The organism is Brevibacillus sp. HB2.2 (assembly GCF_013284275.1).
GTDB lineage: Bacteria > Bacillota > Bacilli > Brevibacillales > Brevibacillaceae > Brevibacillus > Brevibacillus brevis_D.
Genome location: NZ_JABSUV010000006.1, coordinates 26,758 through 53,571, shown reverse-complemented (window position 1 = coordinate 53,571; position 26,814 = coordinate 26,758). Strand labels below are relative to the sequence as shown.

Below are 26,814 nucleotides of genomic sequence, written 5' to 3'. Positions count from 1 at the left end.
TACAGAACGTCATCCATGAATACTGGGAATATGATGGTCGAAGATAAAGGATTTGATCTGTCAGGAAGTTTTTAAAAAGGTAGGTAAAAAGGGAGACGCTGTCGAAAAAAGAGAAAAGCACAATGGACTAGACCATGAGCAGAACGCTAGGGGGAATGCTGGAATGCTGGAAGGTATAACAGAATACTGGCTATGCGTGGGAGGAGCCAATGTTGACGTGCAGGGAGTCACCTCTGCCAGACTGTTGCCTGGAACAAGTAATCCGGGTGAAGTGCATCAAGAGGCAGGCGGCGTAGCTCGAAACGTGGCGGAAAATCTGGGATGGCTAGGAGAAGAAGTGCAGCTGTTTGCTCTGGTAGGAGAAGACGCAGACGGCGAGTGGCTAAGACAGGTCACTGCAAATAGCGGAGTAGCTACTCATGGTATGTTGCGAATCGCAGGGAAATCGACTGGGCGCTACTTGGCTATTCGTGATCGTGACGGTGAATTGTACACGGCTGTTGCTGATATGGAACTAAATGAAGAGTGGCCAGCCGATATTATCCAGCAAGGTCTCAAACGCTTGCCACAGGCCGCAGGCTTGTTTCTGGATGCCAATCTTCCCGTCGAGGTTATGCGGGCATTCTTGACGGAAGCCAGAAGACTCGACAAAAAGATCGTCGTAGATCCTGTTTCTGTGAAAAAAGCAGAAAAATGGAAAGGGATGCTTGAAGGCATTCATATACTTGTCACGAGCATTGATGAACTGGAAGTGTTAGGTGGCCAAACCCTTCATTCTTATAATGATGTGGAAGAATGCGCGAAAAAATTAGTGGCAGAAGGTATTCATCAGGTCATGGTCATTTGTGGGGAAGCAGGGCTGTGGCTGTGCACCTCACAGGAGAAAAAATGGCTTGCTGCACCAATTATGCCGATCCGAGAGTCCGCGGGGGATGCGTTTGCTGCGGGTATCATTTATGCGCAAAACAAAGCGTTGTCCCTTGTAGAACAAGCTGCTTTCGGCGTTGCTCTGGCCGAGATGAGAACGAAGGGAAACGGACGATATGATATCGATGTCCTTTTGGCACGAAAAGATTACTATGCCGCAAAAGAAAGACAGATCCTCAGCAGAGAATGAAAATACATAGCTTGACGTACACTACCCGTTAGTTACAGAGGAGGAGTGTATGTCATGGAAAAGAAATCGAATGATGTGAACGGAAAACAAGAGAGCCATGTTCGGCAGGGCGGAGACTCACACCGCTCCAAAAACAAGCGTCCTGAGGGTCCTGTACAAGGATTTAGTCAGGCACCACGCGGCTTGCAATAAGCCAAAAATGATATATGCAACTAAAGTCCCCTTATCGACAAAAAGATGGGGGACTTTTCGTTTAAAGGAACATTTTTCTACAAATGCAGACAACGATATGGTACAATACCTCAATCAGAGTATTGCCAACTGAAGAAAATAGTGGTGCATATTGTCGAGTGGCACAATTCAAAATCGTGCCTCCCTTTACTTTGTCAAAAAGCGTGCGCGAACAAGGAGACTGATTCATATGCCAGATACTGTTGTGAAAACACGCGCTTCAGCTTCTCGAAAGAAACAGCCGAGCCGTAATCGAAAAATACGTAAACTCGTGGTATCCATCACATTGATGACCTTGCTGCTGGTTGGCGGTGTGGCTGGAGCGATTTATTGGAAAATTGAAGACACTCTGACGGAAGTAACGAACCCTGCAAACAGCGGATTTACTTCGCCAGTATCCCAAAATACCGATCCCGTTTACTACTCGGATAAGCCAATGTCGTTCGTATTGCTTGGTTCTGATTCCCGTCCCGAAACAGGTTCCATGAATACAGACGTAATGATTGTGGCAGTTGCCAACCCGAAGACGAAGAAGGTTACCATGGTATCGATTCCGCGGGACACACGCGTCAAGATCCCGGGCTATCGCGACTACCATAAGATCAATTCTGTCTATGCCAATGGCGAAGCAGAACGCAGGCAAGCAGAGCGCAAAAATCAGACGGTTACTGAAGACGGTATTTCCTTAACAAAGAAAACGTTGAATGAAATATTGGGTATTCCGATTGAGCATTTTGTAGCCATTGATTTCGATGGTTTCAAAGCCGTCATTGACGAATTAGGCGGTGTGGAAGTCAATGTGGATCGCAGACTGGTATACGATGATCCAACAGATGATACACACATCAATCTCCAGCCAGGACTTCAAAAGTTGAATGGCGAGCAAGCACTTGGTTATGTACGACATCGTCACGACAATCGTGGAACGAAGTACTATTCCAGTGACTTCGACCGCAACCGTCGCCAACAAGAAGTCATCAAGGCAGTCGTGGACAAAACGGCCTCTCTTGAAGGCTTGACAAAAATATTTAATGTCATGGACGTAGGCGCCAAGAATATACATACCGATCTTTCCAAGGATCAGATCAAAGGCTTGGCCTACGATTTCAAAGGATTTAATTCCTCTACGGTGACTGCATTGGATAATGGGGCATATTGGAGCGGAGGATATACGTATCTCGAAAAAGAAAAGCTCGAGACTGTTCGCAATTCCTTGCAATCAGAGATGGGAGTGACAGGGAGTGTCGTAGCGTCGCTCAACAATTCCCCGATACTCGGTACTGGTGAAGCGGTTGCGACTAGCAACAAGAAGAGCGTCAAGAAGAAAACGACAGAGTCAGCAGCGTCAACGAAACATAAAACGGAGGCTCCGAAAGAACAAGAGCCGACGAATCCAACTGACGATCAAGACGGTATGGCAAATGAAGGCGCAATGCCGCCACCTGATGTCGTAAACACAGAAGGGCAAGGTCAGTCGACAGATCAAGGTCAGGGAGCACAGAAGCCTGCGACTGATGCAACACAAACTGTACCAGGTAATAACGCTACTCCACCGCCGGATATCATCCCGCCGACCAGTCAGGATGCTGGTCCCACAACTACAGATGGTTCAAGCACGAACTCCTAACGAGTACGAAAAACACCCGTTCCTCACGAGCGGGTGTTTTTTATTTGTCGATTCATTATAAATTTTTAAAAATTCGTTTATGGAAAAGGTTTAGAAAACACCAATTTCGTGGTACAATAATAATATGCTGATAAGACAGATTAATCAGATAATTATTACTGACTGGAGGGATTTCTATGACGATTTTCTTGGTGAACCTGTTCTTGGTGATTGCTTTTGTGTACCTGATCAGCCGCCAACAAAATGAAGAGTTTGTGTACGATGAAGATTTTTTCCTCCAGAACCCTTCAGCTTTGGAAGAATATCAGCAGATGCCGATTGATTTCCAGCACGCCTTTTTCCGCAAGCATAAAGAGTGGATTAAGGAAAAATATATGCGCGGAGAAAGCTACATTTTAGGCTACTGTCCAAACAAAGAAGTACGTCGTGCGTGGCTGTCCGAATTCATGAATCAAAAAAATATCAACAATACACCGACCCCTTCCTCGTGAAGGGGTTTTTCGCATCTGTAGGACTCGTGCTATACTGCTACGAGAGAATATGGTGAAACAGGAGGAAAAAGTACGTGCTACAATTCATGGTGGAAAAACTAAATCAACAGTTACATACGCATGGAATGATTTCGGATATCGTCTTGCGCTCGGATCATTCGTTGCTGGAAGAATCGGAAGGGCAAGAGGTTCTGATCACGTTTTCCGTGGCGGAGGACGAGAAGCAACCAACGGCTACCATCCATCTGTTTACACTTGCGGAAGAGGACAGCTGTGAAATTGAAGTGGAAATTGACTATCCTTATAGCTTGCAAGATGAGGAGATTCAACAGCTATGGACGCAAGCAAGAAGCTTGGTAGCGGAGTGCTCGCTGACAGAAAAGCGCCGCTTTGTGGAGCCTGGTAAGCAGACAGGAGCGAATGTCGTGCTGGATTATCACTTTGTCGTGCAGATGCCGCGAACAGAAGCGGAGGAATTGGCATTTACAGAAACCATCGCAAAATTTTCCGCGGATTTGGGGATACTTGTCAAACTCGGCACAGAATAAATAGGTTGTCCATGCAAAAAGCTCAGGCTTACTCTTATCAAGACCTAAATTGAAAAAAGACAATAAATGGCGGACATATATTATACATGTATAGTATGTGTCCGCCATTCTTGTCATTCAACGATTGTCTCCAAGCGACCTTCGATGCAGATTCCAACCGCAATTATAAGCGTTCATTAATTCTAATCAACAATTCCTTCAAGGTTTGCTTCTCCTCTTCGGTAAGGACTTGAGTGATTTCGTCCTCCACCTTTTGGAAGGAGTCATTAAAGTCTTCAATCAATTCAACGGCTTTTGGTAAAACATAAATATTTTTTTGCCGTTCATTATTGGCTGGGATTTTACGCTCGATAAATCCTCTTTGCTCAAGACCTTGAAGCATACTTGTAATGCTAGCCCCGCGCAGATGAAACCGATCAGCAAGATCCCGCTGAATTAATCCCGCTTCTTGCTTCTCGTAGATATAGCCAATTACTTTTCCTTGTTGAGCGTTTAATCCTAACTCTTTTATGCTATCGTCCGCTTTTTTCTTTAACTTAAGGCCAATAATCTGAAACAAATCCAGATAAGGCGTATACTTGCGAGGCTTCATGATCGTACCTCCCTATATTGTTAGAAAACTAACTGTAAGCAAATAAACTATACAGAGCTCTAGCTTTCGTGTCAAATGAAAGTTAGTTCGTTGACAGTTAGATAACTAACAATTATACTCCGAATTGTTGAGTAGCAAACACTTGGGAGGAATTCAAATGGAGAAGGTAGCTCAAAATGCTGCGTTAGAACAGGTTACGGCGATTACAAATGTACGGATCTTTGATGGAGATCAAATGATTACCCCCAGATATGTTGTCGTTAAAGGGGAGTCCATTATTTCAGTGGGTGGAGACATTCCGGCCGATGCAACGATTATCGATGGAGAAAATGCGACACTAATGCCTGGTCTGATTGATGCACATGTCCATACCTCAATTGCAGGATTACGAGACGCCCTGCAATTTGGCGTTACAACAGAACTCGAAATGAACGGCGATTTTACGAAAAGAGGGCGAGAGATTCAGTTGAAAAATGTGAATGGCGTCGCAGACGTCCGTTCTGCTGGCACAGCGATCACCGCTCCGGGCGGACACCCAGATGAATTACTGCCGGATGGAGATGAAATACCAGAATTCGTTTTAAAGGAACTAGAGAAGTTATCGGAGGAAGACCGAGAAGCGATGTTGGCTGCATACGCTCACGATCACGAAGAAATACCGCAAGTGACGACGGTGGAAGAGGCGATTAAACATGTGCATACGCAAGTGGAAAATGGAGCCGACTATATTAAGATCATGATTGAAGAAGGAACGGTCATGGGTGCACCTGGCCTGCCTGTACTAAGTGACGAGATTCTGAAAACAGCCGTGACAGAAGCCCACAAGTTCGATAAGTTGGTCATCGCCCACGTCTTGACGGCTCGTTCATCCCAAGAAGCCATCAATTTTGGAGTCGACGGTTTGGGCCACTTGTTTATCGACAGACCCGAGTATACGTCCGAGCTAGTGAACTCTATAGCGAGTTCAGGCGCTTTTGTTACACCGTGCTTGGTATTGAATTCATCTATTATTGGAAATCCAGCATCGGAATTGGCGAATGATCCGCGTGTTCATTCCAAATTAAGTCCGGATTGGATCGATATCTTGAACGCCAGTTTCAATACGTTTCCACAAGGCAATATGGAGAACAGCTTTAAGAATGTGATGGACCTACACCGTGCCGGAGTTGATATTCTGGTAGGGACGGATGTCGCTCCGGTTCCCATTCCGAGTCTTGGCGGCCTTGCTCATGGAGCCAGCGTCCATCATGAAATGCAATTGCTGGTGAAGGCCGGGTTCACTCCGATAGAAGCGCTTCAGTCGGCTACCTCGAAACCAGCCCGTTGCTTTGGTCTTGTCGATCGCGGCCGTATTGCCGAGGGTGCGCGCGCTGACCTTATACTCGTAAACGGTGATCCGATAACCAACATCTCAGATACCCTGTCCATTAAAGCCGTATGGTTCAAAGGTGTACAGATACTAAACTAATCAAAACACTTTTGTGGCAGGGCACTCTTCGAGGTAGATGTCCAGAGATAATAAAGTTCTAGACTGGGGCTACGTTAAAATAGCGGGCAGGATAGTATGAACAACTCACGAATTACTAGGATTGGAACCATCTCTCTCGGCTGTCGTCTATATAAACGAAGGCAAAAATGAACACAAACTAATTTGACGAAGAGGTGTTTTGAAAATGGCATTAACGTCCGCATTCACGAGCTTCAACCTGCCTGTAAAAAACGTAGAACAATCGAAAGCGTTCTTCACCGGACTCGGATTCGAGCTCAACCCGCAATTCCCCGAGAACGAGAATTCGGTAGCCATCGTGATCGGCGACAACCTGCAGGTCATGCTGATCAATCAAGCATTCTTTAATACGCTCACGGAGAAGGAATCCGTCGATACGAGCAAGTATGCGCAGATGACGATCGCATTGGCCTTCGAGAGCCGGGAAAAGGTCGATGAAATTGTGAATACTGCGGTCTCCTTGGGCGGGAAATTGCACGCTGAACCTGAAGATCATGGGTTCATGTATCATTGGGGCTTCGTGGACTTGGACGGCCATCTGTGGGCCATTAACTACATGAACATGGATGCGGCACAAGGTTAAGGCTAATGGAGAGCAAGCTCGTACTAGGGTTCAAAAAGAAAGACGCCGGGCATCTTCCCCGGCGTCTTCTTCGCGATGATTAGTTTTGTTCGGTATAGGCTTTGAAATTGTCCATGATCGCTTGCCAGCCTGCTTGCTGGAACTCGACGGGATTAGAGCTTTCTGCGTCGAACGTTTCAATGACCTTCGTCTCATTCCCTTGATCGACGAAAGCAATATCCACTCTTCTTCCGTCTTCCATGGAAACACTAAGAAAACTTTATTATTGAGTTTAGATCCGTGGATGGCTTCATTCTGACGACTCCCGCTTTTATAGTGAGGAAGAAGGAATATAAAGAGAAGAGAGAGAATCGTATAGATAATAAAAATGAATGAGCATTCACTCGTTAGGGGGCGTTTAACGTGGAACTTTCAAAAGTATGGGAACCGATCCAAATTGGGTCGATGACGTTACCAAATCGGATTATGATGGGGTCCATGCACGTTGGATTTGAAAAGTTGCAGAATGGTGTAGCGCGGCTTGCTACTTTTTACGCAGAGCGTGCGAATGGAGAGGCTGGTCTCATCGTGACAGGAGGGGCTGCCGTACATCCAGAGGGCGGCATGGGCGACGAGTATTGCAATGTATTCCAAGACGAGGATATCGAGAAATTGCGCCTGATCACGAAAGAGGTTCATCAAGCCAATGGGAAAATTGCGTTACAGCTGTTCCATGCCGGGCGTTATGCGTACAAGGAAGCGACAGGATTAGACCCGGTAGCACCATCGCCATTGCAGGCGCCGATTAACCGTTGGAAGCCGAGAGAGTTACGCGCTGAGGAAATCGAAGCGACGATCCAGTGCTTTGCTGATGGTGCCGTCCGCGCCAAAAAAGCTGGCTTTGATGCTGTAGAAATTATGGGTTCGGAAGGATACTTGATTAATCAATTTTTGTCCCCTGTGACCAATAAGCGAGAAGATGAGTGGGGTGGGGACTTTTTGCGTAGAGCCCGCTTTGGCATCGAGGTGGCTAAGCGTGTCCGCAAAGCAGTGGGGCCGGATTATCCGATCATCTACCGGATGTCGGGATTGGACTTGATGCCAGATAGTACGACGATGGAAGAGACATTGCAATTTGCCAAAATGCTGGAGGAGGCAGGGGTTGATGCTCTCAATGTCGGAATTGGCTGGCATGAATCACAAGTACCGACGATTGGTATGATGGTGCCGCGTGGAGCATATGTATGGGTGGCGCAGCAAGTTAAGCAGATCGTGAACATCCCGGTTATCGCCAGCAATCGAATCAACGACATGCGTCAGGCTGAAACGATTTTGTACGAAGAATGCAGTGATATGGTTTCAATGGCCCGACCATTTTTAGCGGACCCGTATATCGTTCAAAAAAGTAAAGAAGGACGTTTTGATGAAGTAAACACATGTATTGCATGCAATCAAGCCTGTCTCGACCATATTTTTGATGGGAAGGTAGCCTCCTGTCTGGTCAATCCACTTGTCGGCAGGGAAGCAGAGTGGCGGTTGGTTCCGGCGGAAAACGGCAAGAAGGTAGCTGTAATCGGTGCGGGGCCTGCTGGCTTGGAGGCAGCTCGCGTGCTGGCAGAGCGAGGGCATCAGGTGGTCATCATGGAGGCCAAAAAACAGATCGGTGGACAATTAAACTACGCCAGACAGGTGCCAGGTAAAGAGGAGTTTAATGAAACGCTTCGCTATTATCAGACAGAGCTCGCGCGTCTTGGTGTCGAAATCAGGCTGGGAACACTGGCAGAGGCAGAGGCACTGATAGAAGAAGGTTTTGCAGAAGTTGTCGTGGCAACGGGAGTCATTCCGCGGCGTCCAGAGATTCCAGGTGTGGAGCTCGGACATGTGAAGGGATATGATGCGGTATTTGAAAAGCGCGCCAAGGTAGGTAGACAAGTGGTTATCGTCGGTGCGGGAGGAATCGCGTGTGATTTGTCCCATTTACTGATGCACGACGAAACGATCTCACCGAAGGCAGCGGAGTACTTGCAGGAGTATCGGATTCTGGACGGAAGAGCTGTACAGCAGCTGCAACAAAGAAAACGAAAAATCAGCATGCTGCGGCGTGGGAAGCATGTCGGATCGGGCTTGGGCAAAACGACGCGCTGGGCGGTTCTCGCCAACCTGAAGCGACGTGGCGTAGAGATGCTGACACAAATTGAATACAGCCGAATTGCAGAAGAAGGGGTATATTTCATTCAGAATGGGGAGGAACGCATGATACCTGCTGATACGGTCATTGTAGCGGCTGGAGCGACCTCCAACAATTCGCTATACCATGCATTGCTTAATCGGCTGCCTGTGCACCTTATAGGTGGGGCTAAAGAAGCGGGAGAGCTCGATGCCAAGCGAGCTATTTTGGAGGGTGCGACCGTCGGAAGAGCGATTTAAGGTGATCAAAAGATTTTCTATTTCGAAAACAAGAGGAATCGGCTATGATTAAGAAAAGTATGTCGTCTTTTTAGAAGTTTTGTCGAATCGCTTTTCAACCACCGCTAATTTTTGCAAAATGAAGTTATACTGTTCAAATTCATTTGATTGGGGGCTCTCGCCTTGATGAACCATAATGGCATTCTCTTAGGGAAACGTTACTTCCTGTACTCGTTAGCACCGCTAGTAGAGGTGGAGGGATGGACGTTTACGATAGCCCCGGGGTTTAAGTTGATCGCGGGCGGGAGTGCCAATCCGTTACAGACATTAATCAGCGTTTACCGAGAGAATGAAAAGGTAGCGCAACTCGTGCTTCATCATAGACGTAGTGATTCAGATGTCACTGTGCAGGCTGTATCGAGTGATCTCCTGTTAGAAATCGCCCCGGCGACTAGAACTGTAAGTGTAGCAGAAAAGCTGTAGGCACCCTGAACGGGGTGCTTTTCGCTTTCGAACTTCAATCATCATTCCGAGCAATCGAGGAGGCGTCAGGATCATGGTAGGGAACGAATGGCAGGTAGGTCAGTTTCAATTGTCTTGGCTGAGAGGTGGACTCACGAAGCTGGACGGGGGCGCAATGTTTGGAGTGGTGCCCAAGCCGCTTTGGAGCAAAAGATACCCATCCAATGATCTGAATCAAATCCCTTTGCGTGCTGACCCGATCCTGGTACAGGCTCATGGCAAGCGTATTTTGATTGAATCGGGTATGGGAAATGATCGGCTAACGGAAAAACAGAAGCGCAATTTTGGCTTGGAGGAAGAGTCTCAAGTGGTGGACTCCCTCGCTGCGAAAGGGTTGACTCCTGCCGAAATTGATATTGTCATCATGACACATATGCACTACGATCATGCCAACGGACTTGTCTCTATACGTGATGGACAACTTGTTTCTACATTTCCACAAGCCGTCATCTACGTGCAGGAGCAGGAGTGGGCGGAGATGAGAGAGCCGAATGTTCGCTCGAAGAATACATATTGGGAAGAAAACTGGCGTCCGATTGAGAAGCAGGTGAAGACGTACGGCGCTTCGCACGAAGTTGTGCCGGGAATCACGCTTCATCATACAGGAGGGCACAGCCAGGGACATGCGATCGTCCGGATGGAGACAGAGGGGCAGCTGCTTTTGCATCTGGCGGACATCATGCCTACACACGCTCACCAAAATCCATTATGGGTGATGGCCTACGACGACTATCCGATGACCTCCATCTATGCAAAAGAAGAATGGATCATCAACGGGATCAAGCAAGGCGCTTGGTTCACGTTTTACCACGATAGCGTTTACCGTGCAGTGAAATGGAACGAACAGGGAGAAATGATTGATCGTATTGAAGTGATTTTGTAAAAAGGATTGGCAAAGACCGTCAGTGTTTTCTGGCGGTCTTTTGTGTTGCCTACGAGAAATGTGTCCAACCCTATCGAAATTTTGATTACTCTCATAGAAAAGTTTCATAATCAAAAAATTTTGAATGCTCATTGACGAACGACCAATGCCTCTCTACAATGGGAACATCACAGAGCATCTGTTCTGGCAGAGGTGGAAAGCATAACAGTAGTGGGGAGAGAGAGAAAATGAGCTGGATCAAGATGCGTTTACAGGAGTTTCACCCGATCGTCTGGTCATTAGTCGTCGGGACCGTGTTCGTTCGGGCCGCCAGCTCGATGAGCATGCCGTTTTTGTTTTTATACTTGTCCAATCAAACAGATATGAGCTTGGCAATGATCGGATTGACGATTGGAGCAGGACCGCTCGCGGGTACAATCGGAGGCTTTTTTGCGGGAGCATGGTCGGACAGAATAGGGCGCAGGCGAGTCATGCTAGGCGCGTTGTACGTGTGGACGCTCGTGTTTGTTGGGTTTGCGCTTAGTAAAGATCCTTGGGTTCTCCTATTTCTCAATATAGCAGGGGGACTCTGTCGATCCTTCTACGAACCGGTCTCACAGGCATTGATGGCAGATGTAACGCCACAAGAGAAGAGGCTTCGCGTATTCGGTATTCGCTACATGGCGATTAATGTTGGGGTAGCGGTAGGGCCTATCGCAGGGGTAGTACTCGCCAAAAGCTCTGTCGCTCTGCCTTTCCTGGTGACTGCACTGATTTATCTGATTTATGTGATTAGCCTGCAAGGATTATTGAACAAGTTCGGCATTAAACAAATTGAAGGTCAAAAGAAAGAAGTCGTTACATTCAGCCGTGCATTCAGTGTAATCGTGAATGACAAAGCGTTTCGCTTGTATATGCTCGCTGGTGTTTTAGGAGCGATTGGCTACTCGCAGATGTCTTCTACGCTGGCCAAATTCGCAGAAATGACGGTCGTGAATGGAACAGAGCTGTTTGCCATCCTGATGACCGTCAATGCGATCGTCGTTGTCATGATGCAGCTTCCGTTGACGACTTGGGCAGAAAAAAAGACGCCTCTCACCGCAATATTGGTGGGAAACGTCATGTATGCGGTTGGTGATGTGGGTTATGCCTTTGCCAATTCGTGGCTGATTTTCATTGTGGCGATGGTATTTTTCACGATTGGCGAAATCCTTACGTTTACCGCAGGGGACGTCCTGATCGATCGAATGGCCCCAGAGAATATGCGGGGCAGCTATTACGGTGCGAAAAGCTTCAGCAACCTCGGCCAGTTCATCGGTCCGTGGATGGGTGGATTGCTGTTAGCACATTACGGAGGTACGACCTTGTTCCTGGTGGTAGCAGCGACTTCGATGATGAGCAGTGCCTTCCAATGGGCGGGTGCTCGCGCCTTTGAGGCAACCCGAGGCAAATCCTTTCATGAAGCGAGGGGTGAATCACTCTAACGCTTGCAAGATACGATCCGCCATTCGTTTATAGCCATCAGCATTCGGGTGGAAGTGATCTGTATACAAGTAGTTTTGTTCCTTACGCAAGAACAAGTCGTAGGTCGGCACCACGAAAACTTGTGGGTACCGTGAGGCGATTTGGGATGCATGATTGTTCCAGTCGAGCACAGGCCCGATGGTGTCGACGGCTGCTTCGGTATTACCAAAAGGATTGTACAGGGAAGTGTAAACGATTGTCGCTGTCTTGTTGACGCTGCGAATCTGTTTGAGAATCTCTTCATAGTTGACCGCGAGCTTATTAAGAGCCGTGGTCACTTTTTCTTTTTCAATGGTATAAAGCCCGCCTGTCTGCTTGAACAAGTCGTTGCCGCCAATGGTAAAAAGAATCAGATCGGCTTCAGCGAGCAGCTTCTTCACTTGCTCCTGGGACATTTGTTTGAGTAGCTCTGATGATTCCTGTCCATTAATCGCGAGGTTTGTGAACGTAATCGAATGGCCCGATTTTTTCTCCAATGCTTGGCGAACGAGTCCGACATAGCCCTGGCCGTTTGCGTCTCCGGCACCGCGCGTGAGAGAATCCCCTAGTGCGACTACTTTGTGGACACCCTTTTCTGGTAAAGGTGAGGGTGGCTGCTCTTTTTGCACAGGTGGGCTTGCTGTGGCCGGTGCTAACTGCTGTGGATTCATCGCGAGGACAAACCCTGTCGCAAATAAGAGAAAGGAGAGTAAAGACAAGAGACCTGCCGTGCGCCAAAGTAATTGGCCGGATGTGCGCATCAGGTATCCTCCTATTCGTTGTAAAGTGTATGGTCATGGTATAATGTGGATGGACATCTTATGACAGTGTATCATAAACACAACGCCATCGTCAGTTGACGAGGGGAGACTCAGATAGGAGGGCGTACATTGGCCGAAACGGTCCTCTCAGTAAAAGGATTGCAAAAAGCGATTGGCAAAAAGCCGATCATTCATGATATTACGTTTGACGTTTTCGCCGGAGAGGTATTTGGATTTCTCGGGCCGAATGGCGCAGGCAAAACCACCACAATCCGCATGCTCGTTGGATTGGCAAAGGCCGATGGGGGAGATATTCGCATCGGAGGCATCTCCCTTCAAGAACAGTTTCCACAAGCGATTGCGCAGGTTGGTTGTATCGTAGAAAACCCGGAGCTGTACAAGTTTTTGACGGGCAGAGAGAATCTGGAGCAGTTTGCGAGAATGAGTGGCGGTATAACGCCTGAGCGTATTGAGGAAATCGTCCGCTTCGTTGATTTAGAGCGGGCGATTGATGATAAGGTAAAAACGTATTCACTCGGAATGAGGCAGCGCCTGGGGATCGCGCAGGCACTTTTGCACCGGCCGAAAATATTGATCCTGGACGAACCGACAAACGGCTTGGACCCAGCGGGGATCCGTGAGTTGCGCCAGTTTATTCGCAAGCTTGCCGAGGAAGAAGGGCTCGCGGTCTTCATTTCGAGTCATCTTCTCAGTGAAATCGAGATGATGTGCGACAGGGTGGCGATTATCAGCCAAGGGAAGGTCATTTCGGTTGGATTAGTCAAAGAACTGATGGAGCAGTTTGCTGATCAGGTCGATTGGACAATCCCGTCTTCCCATATACAAAAGGCCGAGGAAATTCTGCGAAATCTACCAGCAGTGACAGAGGTGTGGGTGGTCAGTGAAGAGCGCCTGAAATCACGCATGGATGTAGAAAAAGTGAGTGAGGCTAACCTAGCTTTGGTCAATGGCGGCATACCTGTGATGGGAATAGCGACGAAGACGGTTACACTGGAAGACCTGTTCCTTACATTGACGGGAGGAGGGGGAAGTCATGGAGCAGAACATGGTGGGGCTCGTACAGAATGAAACCATAAAATTGCTGCGCAGGCGCCGTTTTCTCGTCGTCGTGCTGATCTTGGCGATTCTGATCCCGATTTTTACATACGCCCAGTACCGTTCGGTTGTTACTGCACAAGAACGAATGGGGACAACCGACTGGCGTCCGCTCTTAACCCAACAAATTGTCGATATGCAAAACAGGCTGGCATCAAGCCGTCTTCCCGAGGAGTGGCGGGATTTTATCAAGGTCAGGATCGCGCAACAGCAATACTATTTGGATCATGACATTAACCCGATGGCACCGGGGGGGCCTACTTTCGCCCGTGGCTTTATGGACCAAGCCATTTCAATGTTTTTGCCGATGATTATCGTCGTGCTTGCGGTTGACCTTGTATCTTCTGAGTTTAGCGAAGGGACGGTCAAGCTGCTATTAACGCGACCCGTAAGGCGGTGGAAGGTACTGACCAGCAAATACATCACCCTTCTGCTGTTTACCTCTCTCACGGTTCTTACGACACTGATTCTTGCTTATTTGCTCTCTGGGGTCGTGTTTGGCTATTCCGGTTGGGATCTTCCTATTTTGACTGGCTTTGAAGTATCGGGAGGAGAGCTCGAGACCTCTGGGGCTTTCATGCTGCCGCAATGGCAATTTTTGCTGATGCAGTATGGTCTAGGCTGGTTCGTCTGCATCGTGGTTGCTACGGTAACGCTTATGGTCTCTGTTTTGGTTCGGAGTGCGGCTGCGGGGATGGGAATTATGATGGCAGCGTTAATTAGCGGAACGATCCTGACGCAGATGGCATCCTCCTGGGAATCGTCCAAATACTTGTTCGTGGTAAATTTGCAGCTGACGGATTATCTCAATGGAACACTGCCTCCGATTAAGGGGATGACGTTGCCGTTCTCGTTGACCGTGTTGAGTGTATGGGCGATCGCAGCACTGATTATTGCGTACGCGGCCTTTATCCGTAGAGATGTCACATCCTAATTTGACTTTTTTCGTTACTTTTATCCAAGTCTGCTCGTCTTTACCATGACGAAAGAAAAAGACAGCGAGAGGGGAAAGGCGAAACAGAATGGATGTATTATGGAAAGCAGGCTCGGTAACACTATCTGGCATGTTTGAGCTGTGGGCAGCAATCCCTGTAGGCTTTATGTTGCAGCTACCACCGGTTCTGATCGGAATCTTTAGTGCGGTGGGTGCGATTATCAGCGCAGGTGCTGTTATTTTCGTGGGAGGTTCATTGCGCAATTGGCTTTTAAAGCGTGTAGAGAATCGGAGCAAGCGTCAGGGGCGCATGTGGCAGATTTGGGATAAATACGGAGTGGTCGGCCTAGGTCTGGCTTCGCCGCTTTTAACGGGAGCCCCACTGGGAGCTGCTATTGGTATCTCACTGGGAGCACCTACCAAAAAGCTCATGCTGTGGATGGCGGTGGGCATTATTATCTGGAGTGCGCTATTGACGGTAGGAGTGGCTTTTGGTCTTTTGCAATTCATGGTACCAGAAACAAAATAGCTATATGCATGAAAACCGCCAATTTCTGGCGGTTTTTTGTTCATAATGAGAGTCTGTAAACAATTTCTCCATCGTATACGTCGCCAGTTTCTTCAAAACCGGATTGACTGTATAAATGTCTTGCACCTGCATTGTCCGGGCATACGGTCAAGTTCACAAATCGGCTTTGCGGGAAACGGTTCCGTACTGTATCTACGATCGTTGAGAGAGCCGCTCTGCCATATCCTTTGCCTTGGTACTGGTGATCAATCAAAAAACCATTGAACCAGTAACACCAATCTGTGGATGCGTCATAAGCAATCATGACAAACCCAACCATTTCATCAGCGTCATACAAACAGAATGGTTCATAGGCGCAGTTGTCACCGTCAGGACGGATATGAACCTTCGCCAACGAAACGGCAACAGAGGGGACAAAGCGCAGCTGCTCATCCTGCACCTGCAAGCGTAATGCATCCTGCCAGTTATCTCTGGTTGTTGGAACTAATCGAATAGTCATGTCTTTGATAAGTCTTCACCTCGATCATCTTGATAGCTTAAGCGTAACCGATCCCACCTGAAAAATCTTCCTTTTCCGCGTGGGCGTTTTTTCGTAAAATAAACCAAGGATACAAATAGAAAAGTTCCCGAAAGTGAGGTAGCTGACATGGACGAGAAAAAAGAAGCGTTGGTCCCTGAACTGGAGGATCTAGTTCATAAATTTACAGAGCTGTTAACAGGGGAAGCGACTCCTGAGCGCGTAGAAATGGTAAAAGTATGGTGTCTGTACACGACAATGGCAAAAGCGATGCCGCCGCTGATTCAGCATTGGGGAAGCGAGCCTGAGCATACGGAAGCACGAAATCAAATTCGGGAAATCATCGAGCAAATCAAGCAGTGGAATCAGGAGAAAAATCAAAAGCACTAAAGATAAGAAAAAACGCTGTCTCTTGGCGAAAGAGAGCAGCGTTTTTTTACTTCAATCAAAAGGCTAACCAGTGTGGAGGCATCCATTCTCCTTGATACTGTTTTACGGATTCCACGTAATATGTTTGGCAGCATCCATTAATTCATTTAAGGTGACACCGTGTGCCGTGATCACTACATACAACGATTGATTGTCGGATTTAGCGTTAAAATGAGCCGCGTGCTGGGCTGTTGATGCTTTTGAATCCGTTTGATCAAATGAAACAGCGATGGCTTGCTCTCCGTTAACCGCGAACAACTGAGTAGCCGAGAAAGTACCTGGGATAGAGAGGCTGCGCTTGCCTTCTGTATTACGCACAACATCTATGCGAATCCAGTCGTTGTTCCGCTTGTAATCTGAAGTTAAGCGAGTCACCTTCTGGCTGGTTTCCGATTCATATTGGACCGATACTGTACTCATCGAGAACCCATTCGGTGCTTGCGACAGGGCAGGTACGGGCATATCTGATGCTTGTACAGCGGTATTCAAATCAGTGAACGAGGATAGTGTAATGGGCTGCTTCGCTACCGCTGGCAACGCTGGACCCACTAATGCGTTCTCAGTTGTACCCCCATCAGCCGTGTCTGGTTCCGCTTGGGAAGCGATCCCAAAGGTCATAGGATTCTCAGCAGCAGCGCCATTGGCTTCCTTAGCGGCTATATGGTTACCAGTATTTGCTGACTCCGCTGGAACTTCTGATTTCGCTTTAGCCGCTTGATCAGCTGAGTTCCCCTGTAATCCCCGAGATGCCACGCTGTTCTGCCCGTCTTTATTTACCGTATGTGACTCTGGTGTGGCTGCTTTTTCCTCTGGTTTCACCATCGCAATCGCATTGTTCGATTGGGGAGGTGATGCAGGAGGTGTATCTTTTTTAGGTGCAGTTGGAGCGACCTGCGATTGTGTAGCGGCAGACTCAGGATTGCTCTCTGCCTTTTTCATCGTAGGGCTGTCAGCAGCTGCTGGTTGAGAAGCGATTGCAGGTGCTGGAGCTTGTGTTGCCGATTTTGATTCCGCGTCGAATGCAACTATGTTCTTGTTGATCTGACTGTCTTGTATCCCGTTTTCTTGTATGGCAGCCATTTGATTACTACTCGGTGCCAGTTGTTGGTAGCCGACGAAACCAACTGCGAGCAAGACAGCCGCTGCGCTAACCCAGGCGTATGAAGGGAAGCCTTTGGTCCAACGCTTGTTTGGTTTTGAAATCACTGTGCTCGTTTGTTGCTCTGAAGATGCAGTAGCGGCGTGAGGGGGTACACCTTTTCCGGCGGTCTGGTAGATTGCTTGCATGATTCTGTCTTCCAGGTTCGCTTGAGGTAGTGGAACCTCCTTCAAGAACTGCACCTCCTCTTCTGTTGTCATTTGTGTTTCTATCCAAGCGATGCATTCGTCACAGGTTTCGATATGTGAGTGCGAATCGCTATCTGTGTCATCTAGCCATGCCTTTCTAAATGCCTGGCAGTTCATGTACGAGCCCCCCTTCCTTGCGGGATAACAATTTTGCGAGTTCCTGACGAGCACGCAAGTAACGGACACGAGCTGTAGATTCGGCGATGCCGAGAAGTGTCGCTATCTTTTCAAACGGATATTCGTGCGTACAGCGAAGGACGATCACTTCTCGATAAGAATCTGACAGTAAGGCAAAGGCTTCCTGAATTTCTCGACGTTGCTCTTTTGTCATGAGCGATTCCTGAGGGGATTCGTCCCGTGTATTGGATGGCACATAGGCCAATTGTTCATCCGAGTCATGATACTTTCGGCGACGCAAGAAGTCGATGCTCTTATTTCGGGCGAGCGTATGTAACCAAGAAGAAAACTGGCTGTCTCCACGGAATGTCGACAATTTTTCATACGCTTTTACAAATACTTCTTGAGTAAGATCCTCTGCATCAGAGCGATTGTTTACCATTTTGTAAATGAAAACATAGATCATATGCTGATATCGCTGGATGAGGTCGCGATACGCTTCGATGTCGCCTTGAAGAATCCGCTGAATGATTTCGGCGTCGGATTGCATTGAATCTTTGGCCTCCCTTCCCTCTATGAGACGCTGGTTATTCGTAAACGTTTCAGACCAGCGTTTCGATTTCTATAATATCGTATGGATAGCCCTGTTCGACAAGAAAAAGCTGGCGATGGAGCGAAAACTCCTGCTCTCTCGTGTCTCGTGTTACCAATGTATAAAAATGGGCAGTGTTGTCGTCTGTTTTGGGCCTTAAGATACGTCCCAGGCGCTGTGCCTCTTCTTGTCTGGAACCATACGTCCCGGAGATTTGGATCGCGACGTTGGCATCCGGCAAATCAACCGCAAAGTTGGCTACCTTGGATACGATCAGGCGTGTAATTTCCCCTTTTTTAAACTGCGTGTACAAAAGCTCACGTTCTTTGTCCGGTACTTTTCCTGTAATGAGTGGCAGTTGGAGGGCCGTCGCCATCTGCTCAAGCTGATCGATATATTGCCCAATGATCAAAACGCGATCGTGGGCGTGCCTCTCCAATAGCTCGCGGACGACCTCCAGTTTTTTTGGATTTTCCGCTGCAATGCGAAACTTTTGGCGGGCGGTTGCATGTGCGTAAGCCTCCCGCCACTTCGGCTCAAAGGGGAGTCGAATTTCTCGGCAATGCGCCTCTGCGATCCAGCCTTGCTCTTCCATGACTTTCCACGGAACCTCGTACTTTTTTGGACCAATCAGCGTGAATACATCTTCCTCCCGCCCGTCTTCCCGAACAAGAGTAGCAGTCAGCCCAAGTCTGCGAGTGGCTTGAATCCCAGAAGTTACACGAAAGATGGGTGCAGGCAACAAATGCACCTCATCGTAAATAATAAGCCCCCAGTCGCGCTCTGAAAAGAGTTTCAGGTGAGGAAAATCATCTTCGGCGGTGGGGCGGTATGTAAGAATTTGATAAGTCGCCACAGTTATTGGCTTGACTTCTTTGTTGTCACCAGTGTATTCCCCGACCATATTTGGATCAAGTCCTGTTTTGTCCAAGAGCTCAGCGATCCACTGGCGAACCGATGTCGTATTCGTGGTCAATATGAGGGTGGCAGTTTGCAACTGGCATATGGCACCGAGTCCAATGACTGTTTTTCCAGCACCACAGGGGAGGACGAGAACGCCGCTGCCCCCAGTCACAGCGCCTCCGGAATAGAAGGCATCGACAGCTTCTTTTTGATAAGAACGCAAAGAGAATGCTCTGCCTCGGGATGTCGTTTCCCGTAAGCTAACTGGACAGGATTCGCCTTCTGTATAGCCCGCCAAATCTTGAACAGGAAACCCGAGCTTGATCAGCTCTTGTTTGATCAGTCCGCGCGCATAGCTTTTGATGACGAATTCATTCTCAAAAAGAGCAGCGATTGATTTATAACTGGTTACCTCTGTTAAAAGAAGTGGGTCTTCACTCATTAATACGAGTTGATCACCAATGCGTTCCAAACGAAACAAGCCGTATTTTCGCATCGTATCTTCAATTTCTTTGACGATGGTTGGTGGGACACCGTACTTGCTGTAGTTGCCAAGCACGTCCGTTACCTCTTGTGATGTAAGACCGGATGCAGCTGCATTCCAAAGCGATAAAGGGGTGATCCGATAGGTATGGATGTATTCTGGGTTCTTGATTAGCTCAGTAAAACCACTGATAGCTTGTCTGGCCTCGTGAAAGAAAGGATGCTGTGTTTCCAACAATATCGTCCGATCGCTTTGAACGATCAAGGGCAGGTCTGGACGGTAGGACAATAGACTCACCTCGTTGCAAAAGGCATAGGAATCAGCACTATGGTATCACAATCTCAAAAAGAAAGAAAAACGAACAGGTAACATTTTGGCTATGATGGGAAACAATATCCCAAAGCATGGACGGAAAGGATGGCGGGGAGCATGGCAATTTGGGGAAGCTTGTTTAATTTGATCTTGGTCATGATCCTCGTACTCCTGAACGGGTTCTTTGTTGCGACTGAATTCGCGATCGTAAAGGTAAGGGAATCGCGCATTGCACAGCTCGCAGCAGAAGGAAACAAGCGCGCCGTTGACGTCGAGAGAGTCCTGCACAATTTGGATGCCTACCTTTCCGCGTGCCAACTTGGGATTACGCTGGCTTCATTAGGACTCGGTTGGTTGGGAGAGCCTGCTGTCGCGCATCTCTTGCATCCAGTTTTTCTTTACTTCCATTTAAATGAAACGGTTGTTACCAGTATTTCCTTTATTATCGCTTTTTCGTTGATTACGTTTTTGCATATCGTGCTGGGGGAGCTGGCTCCGAAGACATTGGCGATTCAATACTCCGAAAAGGTGGTACTGGCAGTAGCCAAGCCGATCCAACTCTTTTACAAAATCATGTATCCCTTTATTCAAATGCTGAACTGGTCCGCGAGTCATTTTCTTGGGCTTTTTCATATATCGTTGGAGCCGCATCAGGAAGCACATACAGAAGAAGAGATACGCATTCTTGTCAATGAAAGTCATAAAAGCGGCTTGATTGATCAAACCGAGCTAATGCTGGTTGATAATATTTTTGATTTCTCGGAGACGATGGCGAGAGAAATCATGGTTCCGCGTACAGATATGGTTGTCTTGAACCTGCGCGATCCTTTTGACGAGAACGTCAAGCATGTCCAAAACGGACGATTTACCCGCTATCCAGTAGTGGATGGTGACAAGGACCATGTTGTCGGTAGTTTACATATCAAGGATATGCTGACGGGGCTTCTGGAAGGAGAGAGCGATGATCTTCAGACCTTCATGCGCCCGATTCTGACGGTACCGGAGACGATCTCGATCAGCCGGTTGCTGACCATGCTGCAAAAACAACGAGGGCAAATGGCGATTATCATTGATGAGTATGGGGGCACTGCCGGGCTGGTGACCCTCGAAGATATAATGGAAGAAATTGTTGGAGACATCCAGGACGAGTTTGACGATGAACGCCCAGAAGTAGAACGTAGTGACGGCATGCTGTCATTGGACGGGCGTATGTTATTGGAAGAAGCGGGCGATTATCTGGACATCGAATTGGAGTCGAGCGATGTGGATACGCTTGCTGGCTGGATTTACATGCAGATCGACCATCCGCCGCGCGTGGGGGATCGGGTAAAAGAAGGAAAGTACGAATTTATCGTGGGAGAGGTCGATCATTACAGAATCACCCGGGTCTATGTAAAGAAAGTCGGCAAAGCAGAGGAAGAAATCAGTTCCACGTAGGGAAGAAAGGGGGCTTCTCAATACGTAATATAATTGCTATAATGGGACACAAGTTGCATAGATGGCAATGAGCCTAATTGCTTAGGGTGATTAGAGCAGCTGAGAGTAGAGACTAGAGGAGGAAGTACAGATGAGACGAGCAGTCAGTATGGTACTGACCGCATTGCTGGCGTTTTCTTTGGCAGCATGTGGCAACGAAACAGGTGGGAAAACAGAGACAGCAGCAACGACAGGCCAAGGGCAAACAGTGAAGCTGGGGCTGACGCAATTCGTGGAGCACCCTGCGCTTGATGCCATTCATAAAGGAATTTTAGATGGTCTGAAGGATGCTGGCTACGAAGAGGGCAAGAACTTGGAGGTAGACTCCCAGAACGCCCATGGTGACATGAACAATACCGTCTCGATCGCACAGAAGTATGCCGGAGATAAAAAAGATATTGTCGTAGCGATTGCGACGCCATCCGCTCAGGCTGCAGCAAAGGCGATTGCTGACAAACCTGTTATTTTCAGTTCCGTAACAGACCCGATCTCGGCTCAACTGGTTGGCAGTCTGGAGAAGCCAGACAAAAACGTGACCGGGACGTCCGATAAAGTATCCATGGAACAACAATTGAAGCTGGTGAAAACCTTCCTGCCTGAGCTGAAAAAGCTGGGCGTGATCTATACAACCTCCGAAATTAACTCAGAGGTACAGGTCAAGGAATTGGAAGACGCAGCGCAAAAACAAGGCGTAGAAATCATCAAGGCGGGCATTTCGCAGCTGTCTGAAGTGCAGCTGGCCGCTCAAAGTCTTGCTAGTAAAGCAGATGCCATTATTATCCCAATTGACAACACCGTCGTATCTTCCTTTGAAGCGGTGCTCGGAGCAGCAGAGGAAAACAAAATTCCTGTATTTGCTTCTGATACCGATACAGTGAAACGTGGAGCGGTTGCTACTTACGGGATTGATTACTACCAAATCGGTAAACAAACAGGCGATATGGCTGCTCGTATCTTAAAAGGGCAGAGTGTTGCTGATACCCCTGTAGAGATTTCGAAACAAGCTGATTTGTATATTAATGAAACAGCTGCTGCAAAGTTTGGGCTCACTATTACTGAGGCACTCAAACAACAGGCGAAAGAAATCATCAAGTAAAAAGAGAGCGTCATGCTCTCTTTTTATTCTTTTAAAACTGTTTTATCCATGTTAAACTGTAGAAAAAATTCACGAGGGGGAATTCACTAAATGTTCAAACAAAAGAAGAGTATTAAAATTTTTCAGAGTTTTTTATTTCCTTTATTGCTTTTGTCTGTTACCGCTTGTGGACAGCAAAGCACTACCCCTGCAAACAATCCTACACCCGCTCCTGCAACCACGACGGCATCTGCCCCGTCTACTGAAACCAAGCAGCTGACAATTGGAATTGCCCAATTCGTTGAACACCCTGCTTTGGATGCAGCAAGAGAGGGCTTTATCAGCCAACTGGCTAAAAACGGTTACGAAAAAGACAAGCAAGTAAAAATTGATGTGCAATCCGCTCAAGCGAGCATGGATACAGCCATTCAGATTGCCCAAAAATTCGAGGCTGACAAAGTAGATTTGGTGTTGGCCATTGCGACTCCAACGGCACAGGCTGCCGCACAAACCAGTAAAGAAATTCCGATCCTGTTTACTGCGGTAACCGATCCTGTAGAAGCTGGTCTGGTTGCAGCGATGGACAAGCCGGGGGCGAACGTAACCGGCACATCGGATATGAATCCAGTCGAAGAGCAATTGAAGCTGATCAAAGAAATGAAAGCTGATGCGAAATCTGTTGGAATCATTTATAGTTCTGGCGAAGTCAACTCCAAAGTACAGGTAGATGCGGCAAAAGCAGTAGCCGGTAAGCTTGGTTTAGAAATTAAAGAAGCGGCAATTACGAGCGCGACAGAAGTGAAGCAAGCAGCTGAGTCCATGGTGGGCAAAGTAGATGCTTTCTACGTACCAACTGACAACATGGTCGTATCTTCGATTGCAGCTGTGATCGGAGTCGCTGAAGCACAAAAAATTCCGGTCATCGCTGGTGAAGAAAACTCTGTGAAGAGCGGAGCGATTGCCACTTACGGGATCGACTACACTAAGCTGGGCGAGCAAACAGCTGATATGGCAACAAAAATCCTGAAGGCTGAAGCGAAGCCGGCAGATATGGCTGTTGAAGTGCAAGCAGACATGAAGCTCGTATTGAATAAGAAAGCAGCGGAAAAAATGGGTGTGACGATTCCGCAAGCCATGCTCGACCGTGCTGGACAAGTGATCGAGTAATAAATGCAGTAATTGGAGGATTTCTTCTATGAATCAACTGGCAGTAATGGGGGCCATTGAGCAAGGTTTACTATTTGGTATCTTGGCTCTCGGTGTATATCTGACCTTCCGAATTCTAAACGTTCCTGACTTGACCGTAGATGGTAGTTTTGCCTTGGGAGGCGCAATCGCAGCCAAATTCATTATCGATGGCACCAATCCGTTTTTGGCCACCCTGCTGGCTTTCATTGTAGGTGCATTAGCCGGAGCTTTTACGGGAGTCTTGCATACCAAAGGAAAGATTAACGCACTTTTGGCGGGGATCTTGACGATGATCGCCTTGTACTCGATCAATTTGCGTGTCATGGGAAAAGCGAATCTGCCTCTTTTGCGGGAAGATACTTTATTCACTTATGTAAAGGATATGGGCATTCCAAACCTGACCGTAGGTGGAGTTACTTTGCTGTCTGGTGTAGCAATCATCTTTATCGTAGGTGTTCTGGTGTTGAAGCTGATCATTGACTGGTTCCTGCATACGGATATGGGTCTGGATTTGCGTGCGACAGGTGACAACTCGAAGATGATCCGCAGCTTTGGGGTAAACACAGATTCGACAACGATTATCGGTTTGGCTCTTTCCAATGGCTTGGTAGCTTTAGCTGGTGCGTGGGTAGCCCAATACCAAGGCTTTGCGGATGTAGGAATGGGGATCGGGATGATCGTCATCGGTCTCGCTTCCGTTATTGTCGGGGAAGTTTTGTTTGGCAGCTCTTCGATTTTCCGAGTGACGCTTGCTGTCATTCTCGGCTCGATTGTGTACCGCTTAGTCATTGCACTGGCACTGGATGCAGGACTCAATCCTTCTGACATGAAGCTGATTACAGCCCTGATTGTTATCATTGCCCTGACTGTCCCAACTGTGGCAAAAGGCATCTGGAAAAAGCAAGCGGTACGCTCGGCAAGGGGAGGAAGCAGCGATGCTTAAAATTACAAACGTCAACAAAGTATTCAACGCAGGAACTGTGAATGAAAAGATCGCGCTTCGAAACGTCAATCTGCACGTGAAGAAAGGAGAGTTCATCACCGTTATCGGAAGTAATGGTGCCGGTAAATCGACGATGATGAACATGATCTCCGGCGGATTGACGCCAGATAACGGAAGCATTCAGATTGACGGCAAAGATGTCACACGTTTGGCGGAGCACCAGCGTGCAGGTCTGATCGGCCGTGTGTTTCAGGACCCAATGGCAGGTACAGCGCCGAACATGACGATTGAGGAAAATCTGGCAATCGCTTTGGGGCGGGGAAAACGTCGTACACTTGGATTTGGGGTGAATAACCAGAAGCGGGAGCAGTTCCGTGAGCAGCTCAAGCAGCTGGATCAAGGGCTGGAGAACCGTTTGAAGACCAAAGTTGGTTTTCTCTCAGGAGGACAGCGTCAAGCACTGAGCCTGTTGATGGCTACCTTTACGGAGCCGAAGATTTTGCTCCTCGATGAGCATACAGCAGCGCTTGACCCGAAACGGGCGCAGTTGATTGTAGATTTAACAGAAAAAATCGTGGAGCGCTATAAACTAACGACAATCATGGTCACGCATAATATGGAACAAGCGTTGAACATGGGGAATCGTCTGTTGATGCTCCACGATGGGGGAATCATTCTCGATATTCCGGATGAGAAAAAACGGACGATGAAGCCACAGGATCTGCTTCGGGCATTCGAAACAGCCCGCGGTGGAGAAAGCTTCAGCGAAGATCGCTTCTTGTTAACTTAATCGGATCGAATCAGCCTTCCTGTTCAAGCGGGGAGGCTTTTTCGTTGGTGGAAAGATATACGTACATAAATCCGGCACCGATTAAAAGGATGCCTGCGACAATGGTAAAAAGGATCGTGCCCCCATAATGTAGCAAGACAAGGCTGCCCAAGTACGGTCCGCACATGCGGGAAATATCCCAGTGTGTTCCTGTGATCGCGAAGTACCTTCCGCGCATCGTGACAGGTGATATCCGGGTGACGAAGGCCATCAATTGCGTCAGCCCAATACTCTCTCCGATGACGAGCAACACTTGCAAGGCGAGAAGGCCAGGTACGTTGTCGATGAAGGCGTAACCCAAGGATACGATGAGAAAACAAATGTACGCGCCGCTAATCAACAGGCGAGCAGGCAAGTGCTGGGTCCATTTGACGAGTATATACTCGAACAGGAGCAGAAGGACCCCTTTTACCGCAATGAGCAAGGCGAGTGTTTGCAAATAGTTGGGCAGCGTGTATTTCAGATGAAGCTGGAGATTTGTTTCGGTTTGCGCGTAAAACAGACTGATCGGCAAAGCCAGCAGCATAATGGCAAGTGCTGGTCGATAAGCATGCCAGGAGCTGCGTGAATGTACGGTTGCTGCTTCTTCGACGGGAGCCTCCGGCAGCGGAGTTTGCGGGATTTTCCACCAAACGGCAAGAGCATAGATCAATAGCGAAATCGCAGTAAACAAAAATGCCATAGCAGGATCATACTTATAAATGATGACTCCGACTAAGGGGCCCAATGCAGCCCCGATACTGCTAGAAGTACTGAGAAGGGCAAAGGCACCAGCCATTTGTGCAGCGGAAATCGTATCAGCGAGATGCGCGCGGCTGACAGGGATAAACAGGGAGCGGCCAGCACCGTTGATGATGTACAGGATCGCAAACCCCGTCATGGAGTCGGCCCAAGCCATTCCCAACATAGCGAAGCCTTGCAGGAAAAGGGCGAGTAGCATGATTGTTTTTCGGCGATAGCGATCCGTGATGCCACCAGCAAATAGCGTCAGCAAAATCTCGGAGAAGGGCTGCAAACCAATGACGAGCATGGTCATGGTGACAGAGCCGCCGATGTTTTCGCTCAAGTACAATACGAGAAACGGAGCGATCATGGCGCTGGATAGTGAAGTGAGCGTTTCGCCGAACAAGCGGACCCAGAGGAGTGTCGGATATGCAGCAATGAATCGACTAAGTGCATGAGGAATGAGTGGCATAAGAAAGTCCTTTCTTTCGGCTTTTTCCGGTTAGTTGGTGTTTTTAGAATTGTAAGGTAGCAAAGACCAGAGAAAAAGCGTACGATTAGGCGAATAGCT

At 48.0% G+C, this 26,814-nt stretch carries 28 protein-coding genes; 20 read left to right on the top strand and 8 right to left on the bottom strand.

What is annotated here, in order from left to right:
• The first annotated feature begins 163 nt into the window (after positions 1 to 163).
• From HP401_RS06150 to HP401_RS06130, 5 genes are all read left to right on the top strand, one after another.
• The gene (locus HP401_RS06150; RefSeq protein WP_173604445.1) at positions 164 to 1,117 is read left to right on the top strand and encodes a carbohydrate kinase family protein; all 954 of its coding nucleotides are present in this window, start codon (positions 164 to 166) and stop codon (positions 1,115 to 1,117) included.
• Between the two features lie 54 nt (positions 1,118 to 1,171).
• A complete protein-coding gene (locus tag HP401_RS06145; protein ID WP_007717021.1) occupies positions 1,172 to 1,309 on the top strand; it encodes a hypothetical protein in 138 nt (45 codons plus the stop codon).
• A gap of 229 nt (positions 1,310 to 1,538) precedes the next feature.
• On the top strand, positions 1,539 to 2,975 hold the full coding sequence (locus HP401_RS06140; protein WP_173604444.1) for an LCP family protein: 1,437 nt from the start codon (positions 1,539 to 1,541) through the stop codon (positions 2,973 to 2,975).
• A gap of 176 nt (positions 2,976 to 3,151) precedes the next feature.
• A complete protein-coding gene (locus HP401_RS06135; RefSeq protein ID WP_015892313.1) occupies positions 3,152 to 3,466 on the top strand; it encodes a hypothetical protein in 315 nt (104 codons plus the stop codon).
• Between the two features lie 74 nt (positions 3,467 to 3,540).
• Positions 3,541 to 4,014, top strand: coding sequence for a hypothetical protein (locus tag HP401_RS06130; protein ID WP_173604443.1), 474 nt, complete (start codon positions 3,541 to 3,543; stop codon positions 4,012 to 4,014).
• 163 nt (positions 4,015 to 4,177) lie between these two features.
• Here the strand turns inward: HP401_RS06130 and HP401_RS06125 are convergent, their stop codons facing one another.
• Entirely contained in the window at positions 4,178 to 4,606 is a 429-nt protein-coding gene (locus HP401_RS06125; RefSeq protein WP_142497666.1) for a MarR family winged helix-turn-helix transcriptional regulator, read from the bottom strand.
• 157 nt (positions 4,607 to 4,763) lie between these two features.
• Between HP401_RS06125 and HP401_RS06120 the strand changes: the two genes are divergently transcribed.
• Positions 4,764 to 6,074, top strand: a complete 1,311-nt coding sequence (locus HP401_RS06120; protein ID WP_173604442.1) for an amidohydrolase family protein — start codon at positions 4,764 to 4,766, stop codon at positions 6,072 to 6,074.
• Positions 6,075 to 6,279: 205 nt separating this feature from the next.
• Positions 6,280 to 6,696 (top strand): VOC family protein, encoded by a 417-nt coding sequence (locus HP401_RS06115; RefSeq protein WP_007729208.1) that lies wholly within the window; start codon positions 6,280 to 6,282, stop codon positions 6,694 to 6,696.
• Positions 6,697 to 6,775: 79 nt separating this feature from the next.
• Here HP401_RS06115 and HP401_RS06110 read toward each other — a convergent pair whose 3' ends face one another.
• A complete protein-coding gene (locus HP401_RS06110; protein WP_172801923.1) occupies positions 6,776 to 6,919 on the bottom strand; it encodes an SRPBCC family protein in 144 nt (47 codons plus the stop codon).
• A gap of 179 nt (positions 6,920 to 7,098) precedes the next feature.
• On the opposite strand from HP401_RS06110, the gene HP401_RS06105 reads away from it, so the two are divergent.
• From HP401_RS06105 to HP401_RS06090, 4 genes are all read left to right on the top strand, one after another.
• The gene (locus HP401_RS06105; protein WP_173604441.1) at positions 7,099 to 9,102 is read left to right on the top strand and encodes an oxidoreductase; all 2,004 of its coding nucleotides are present in this window, start codon (positions 7,099 to 7,101) and stop codon (positions 9,100 to 9,102) included.
• A 165-nt stretch (positions 9,103 to 9,267) separates the two neighbouring features.
• A complete protein-coding gene (locus tag HP401_RS06100; protein ID WP_016742437.1) occupies positions 9,268 to 9,564 on the top strand; it encodes a hypothetical protein in 297 nt (98 codons plus the stop codon).
• Between the two features lie 73 nt (positions 9,565 to 9,637).
• Positions 9,638 to 10,486, top strand: coding sequence for a YtnP family quorum-quenching lactonase (locus HP401_RS06095; protein WP_173604440.1), 849 nt, complete (start codon positions 9,638 to 9,640; stop codon positions 10,484 to 10,486).
• 227 nt (positions 10,487 to 10,713) lie between these two features.
• Complete coding sequence (locus HP401_RS06090; RefSeq protein ID WP_015892305.1) at positions 10,714 to 11,949, top strand: MDR family MFS transporter; 1,236 nt, start codon at positions 10,714 to 10,716, stop codon at positions 11,947 to 11,949.
• On the opposite strand, the gene HP401_RS06085 is transcribed toward HP401_RS06090, so the two are convergent.
• Entirely contained in the window at positions 11,941 to 12,729 is a 789-nt protein-coding gene (locus tag HP401_RS06085) for a GDSL-type esterase/lipase family protein (protein WP_173604439.1), read from the bottom strand. The genes HP401_RS06090 and HP401_RS06085 overlap by 9 nt on opposite strands.
• A gap of 129 nt (positions 12,730 to 12,858) precedes the next feature.
• Between HP401_RS06085 and HP401_RS06080 the strand changes: the two genes are divergently transcribed.
• The 3 genes from HP401_RS06080 (at position 12,859) to HP401_RS06070 (ending at position 15,308) form a co-directional block, all read left to right on the top strand.
• Positions 12,859 to 13,818 carry an ABC transporter ATP-binding protein gene (locus tag HP401_RS06080; protein ID WP_173604438.1) on the top strand — a complete coding sequence of 320 codons (960 nt, stop codon included), beginning with the start codon at positions 12,859 to 12,861 and terminating at the stop codon, positions 13,816 to 13,818.
• Complete coding sequence (locus tag HP401_RS06075) at positions 13,784 to 14,779, top strand: ABC transporter permease (RefSeq protein ID WP_041749545.1); 996 nt, start codon at positions 13,784 to 13,786, stop codon at positions 14,777 to 14,779. The genes HP401_RS06080 and HP401_RS06075 overlap by 35 nt, the downstream gene beginning before the upstream one ends.
• An 88-nt stretch (positions 14,780 to 14,867) precedes the next feature.
• Positions 14,868 to 15,308, top strand: coding sequence for a small multi-drug export protein (locus HP401_RS06070; RefSeq protein WP_173604437.1), 441 nt, complete (start codon positions 14,868 to 14,870; stop codon positions 15,306 to 15,308).
• Between the two features lie 40 nt (positions 15,309 to 15,348).
• Here HP401_RS06070 and HP401_RS06065 read toward each other — a convergent pair whose 3' ends face one another.
• Positions 15,349 to 15,807: a GNAT family N-acetyltransferase gene (locus HP401_RS06065; protein ID WP_173604436.1), complete on the bottom strand. Its 459-nt coding sequence runs from the start codon at positions 15,805 to 15,807 to the stop codon at positions 15,349 to 15,351.
• A 147-nt stretch (positions 15,808 to 15,954) separates the two neighbouring features.
• Here HP401_RS06065 and HP401_RS06060 point away from each other — a divergent pair, with 147 nt between their 5' ends.
• Positions 15,955 to 16,215: a DUF2573 family protein gene (locus tag HP401_RS06060; RefSeq protein WP_173604435.1), complete on the top strand. Its 261-nt coding sequence runs from the start codon at positions 15,955 to 15,957 to the stop codon at positions 16,213 to 16,215.
• Positions 16,216 to 16,317: 102 nt separating this feature from the next.
• Here HP401_RS06060 and HP401_RS06055 read toward each other — a convergent pair whose 3' ends face one another.
• From HP401_RS06055 to HP401_RS06045, 3 genes are read right to left on the bottom strand one after another with little or no spacing between them, the layout of a single operon-like run.
• On the bottom strand, positions 16,318 to 17,718 hold the full coding sequence (locus tag HP401_RS06055; protein WP_173604434.1) for a hypothetical protein: 1,401 nt from the start codon (positions 17,716 to 17,718) through the stop codon (positions 16,318 to 16,320).
• A complete protein-coding gene (locus HP401_RS06050) occupies positions 17,699 to 18,268 on the bottom strand; it encodes an RNA polymerase sigma factor (RefSeq protein ID WP_007716978.1) in 570 nt (189 codons plus the stop codon). The genes HP401_RS06055 and HP401_RS06050 overlap by 20 nt, the downstream gene beginning before the upstream one ends.
• Before the next feature lie 52 nt (positions 18,269 to 18,320).
• Positions 18,321 to 19,985: a DNA repair helicase XPB gene (locus HP401_RS06045; protein WP_217365969.1), complete on the bottom strand. Its 1,665-nt coding sequence runs from the start codon at positions 19,983 to 19,985 to the stop codon at positions 18,321 to 18,323.
• 141 nt (positions 19,986 to 20,126) lie between these two features.
• Here HP401_RS06045 and HP401_RS06040 point away from each other — a divergent pair, with 141 nt between their 5' ends.
• The 5 genes from HP401_RS06040 to HP401_RS06020 all read left to right on the top strand — a co-directional run bounded on the left by HP401_RS06040 (position 20,127) and on the right by HP401_RS06020 (position 25,481).
• On the top strand, positions 20,127 to 21,446 hold the full coding sequence (locus HP401_RS06040; RefSeq protein ID WP_173604432.1) for a hemolysin family protein: 1,320 nt from the start codon (positions 20,127 to 20,129) through the stop codon (positions 21,444 to 21,446).
• Positions 21,447 to 21,576: 130 nt separating this feature from the next.
• Entirely contained in the window at positions 21,577 to 22,581 is a 1,005-nt protein-coding gene (locus tag HP401_RS06035) for an ABC transporter substrate-binding protein (RefSeq protein ID WP_173604431.1), read from the top strand.
• Positions 22,582 to 22,671: 90 nt separating this feature from the next.
• The gene (locus tag HP401_RS06030; protein ID WP_173604430.1) at positions 22,672 to 23,727 is read left to right on the top strand and encodes an ABC transporter substrate-binding protein; all 1,056 of its coding nucleotides are present in this window, start codon (positions 22,672 to 22,674) and stop codon (positions 23,725 to 23,727) included.
• A 28-nt stretch (positions 23,728 to 23,755) separates the two neighbouring features.
• Positions 23,756 to 24,691: an ABC transporter permease gene (locus HP401_RS06025; protein WP_015892292.1), complete on the top strand. Its 936-nt coding sequence runs from the start codon at positions 23,756 to 23,758 to the stop codon at positions 24,689 to 24,691.
• Positions 24,684 to 25,481: an ABC transporter ATP-binding protein gene (locus tag HP401_RS06020; RefSeq protein ID WP_015892291.1), complete on the top strand. Its 798-nt coding sequence runs from the start codon at positions 24,684 to 24,686 to the stop codon at positions 25,479 to 25,481. Before HP401_RS06025 ends, HP401_RS06020 begins: the two co-directional genes overlap by 8 nt.
• Positions 25,482 to 25,491: 10 nt before the next feature.
• On the opposite strand, the gene HP401_RS06015 is transcribed toward HP401_RS06020, so the two are convergent.
• Positions 25,492 to 26,715, bottom strand: a complete 1,224-nt coding sequence (locus HP401_RS06015; protein WP_173604429.1) for an MDR family MFS transporter — start codon at positions 26,713 to 26,715, stop codon at positions 25,492 to 25,494.
• Positions 26,716 to 26,814: the final 99 nt, after the last annotated feature.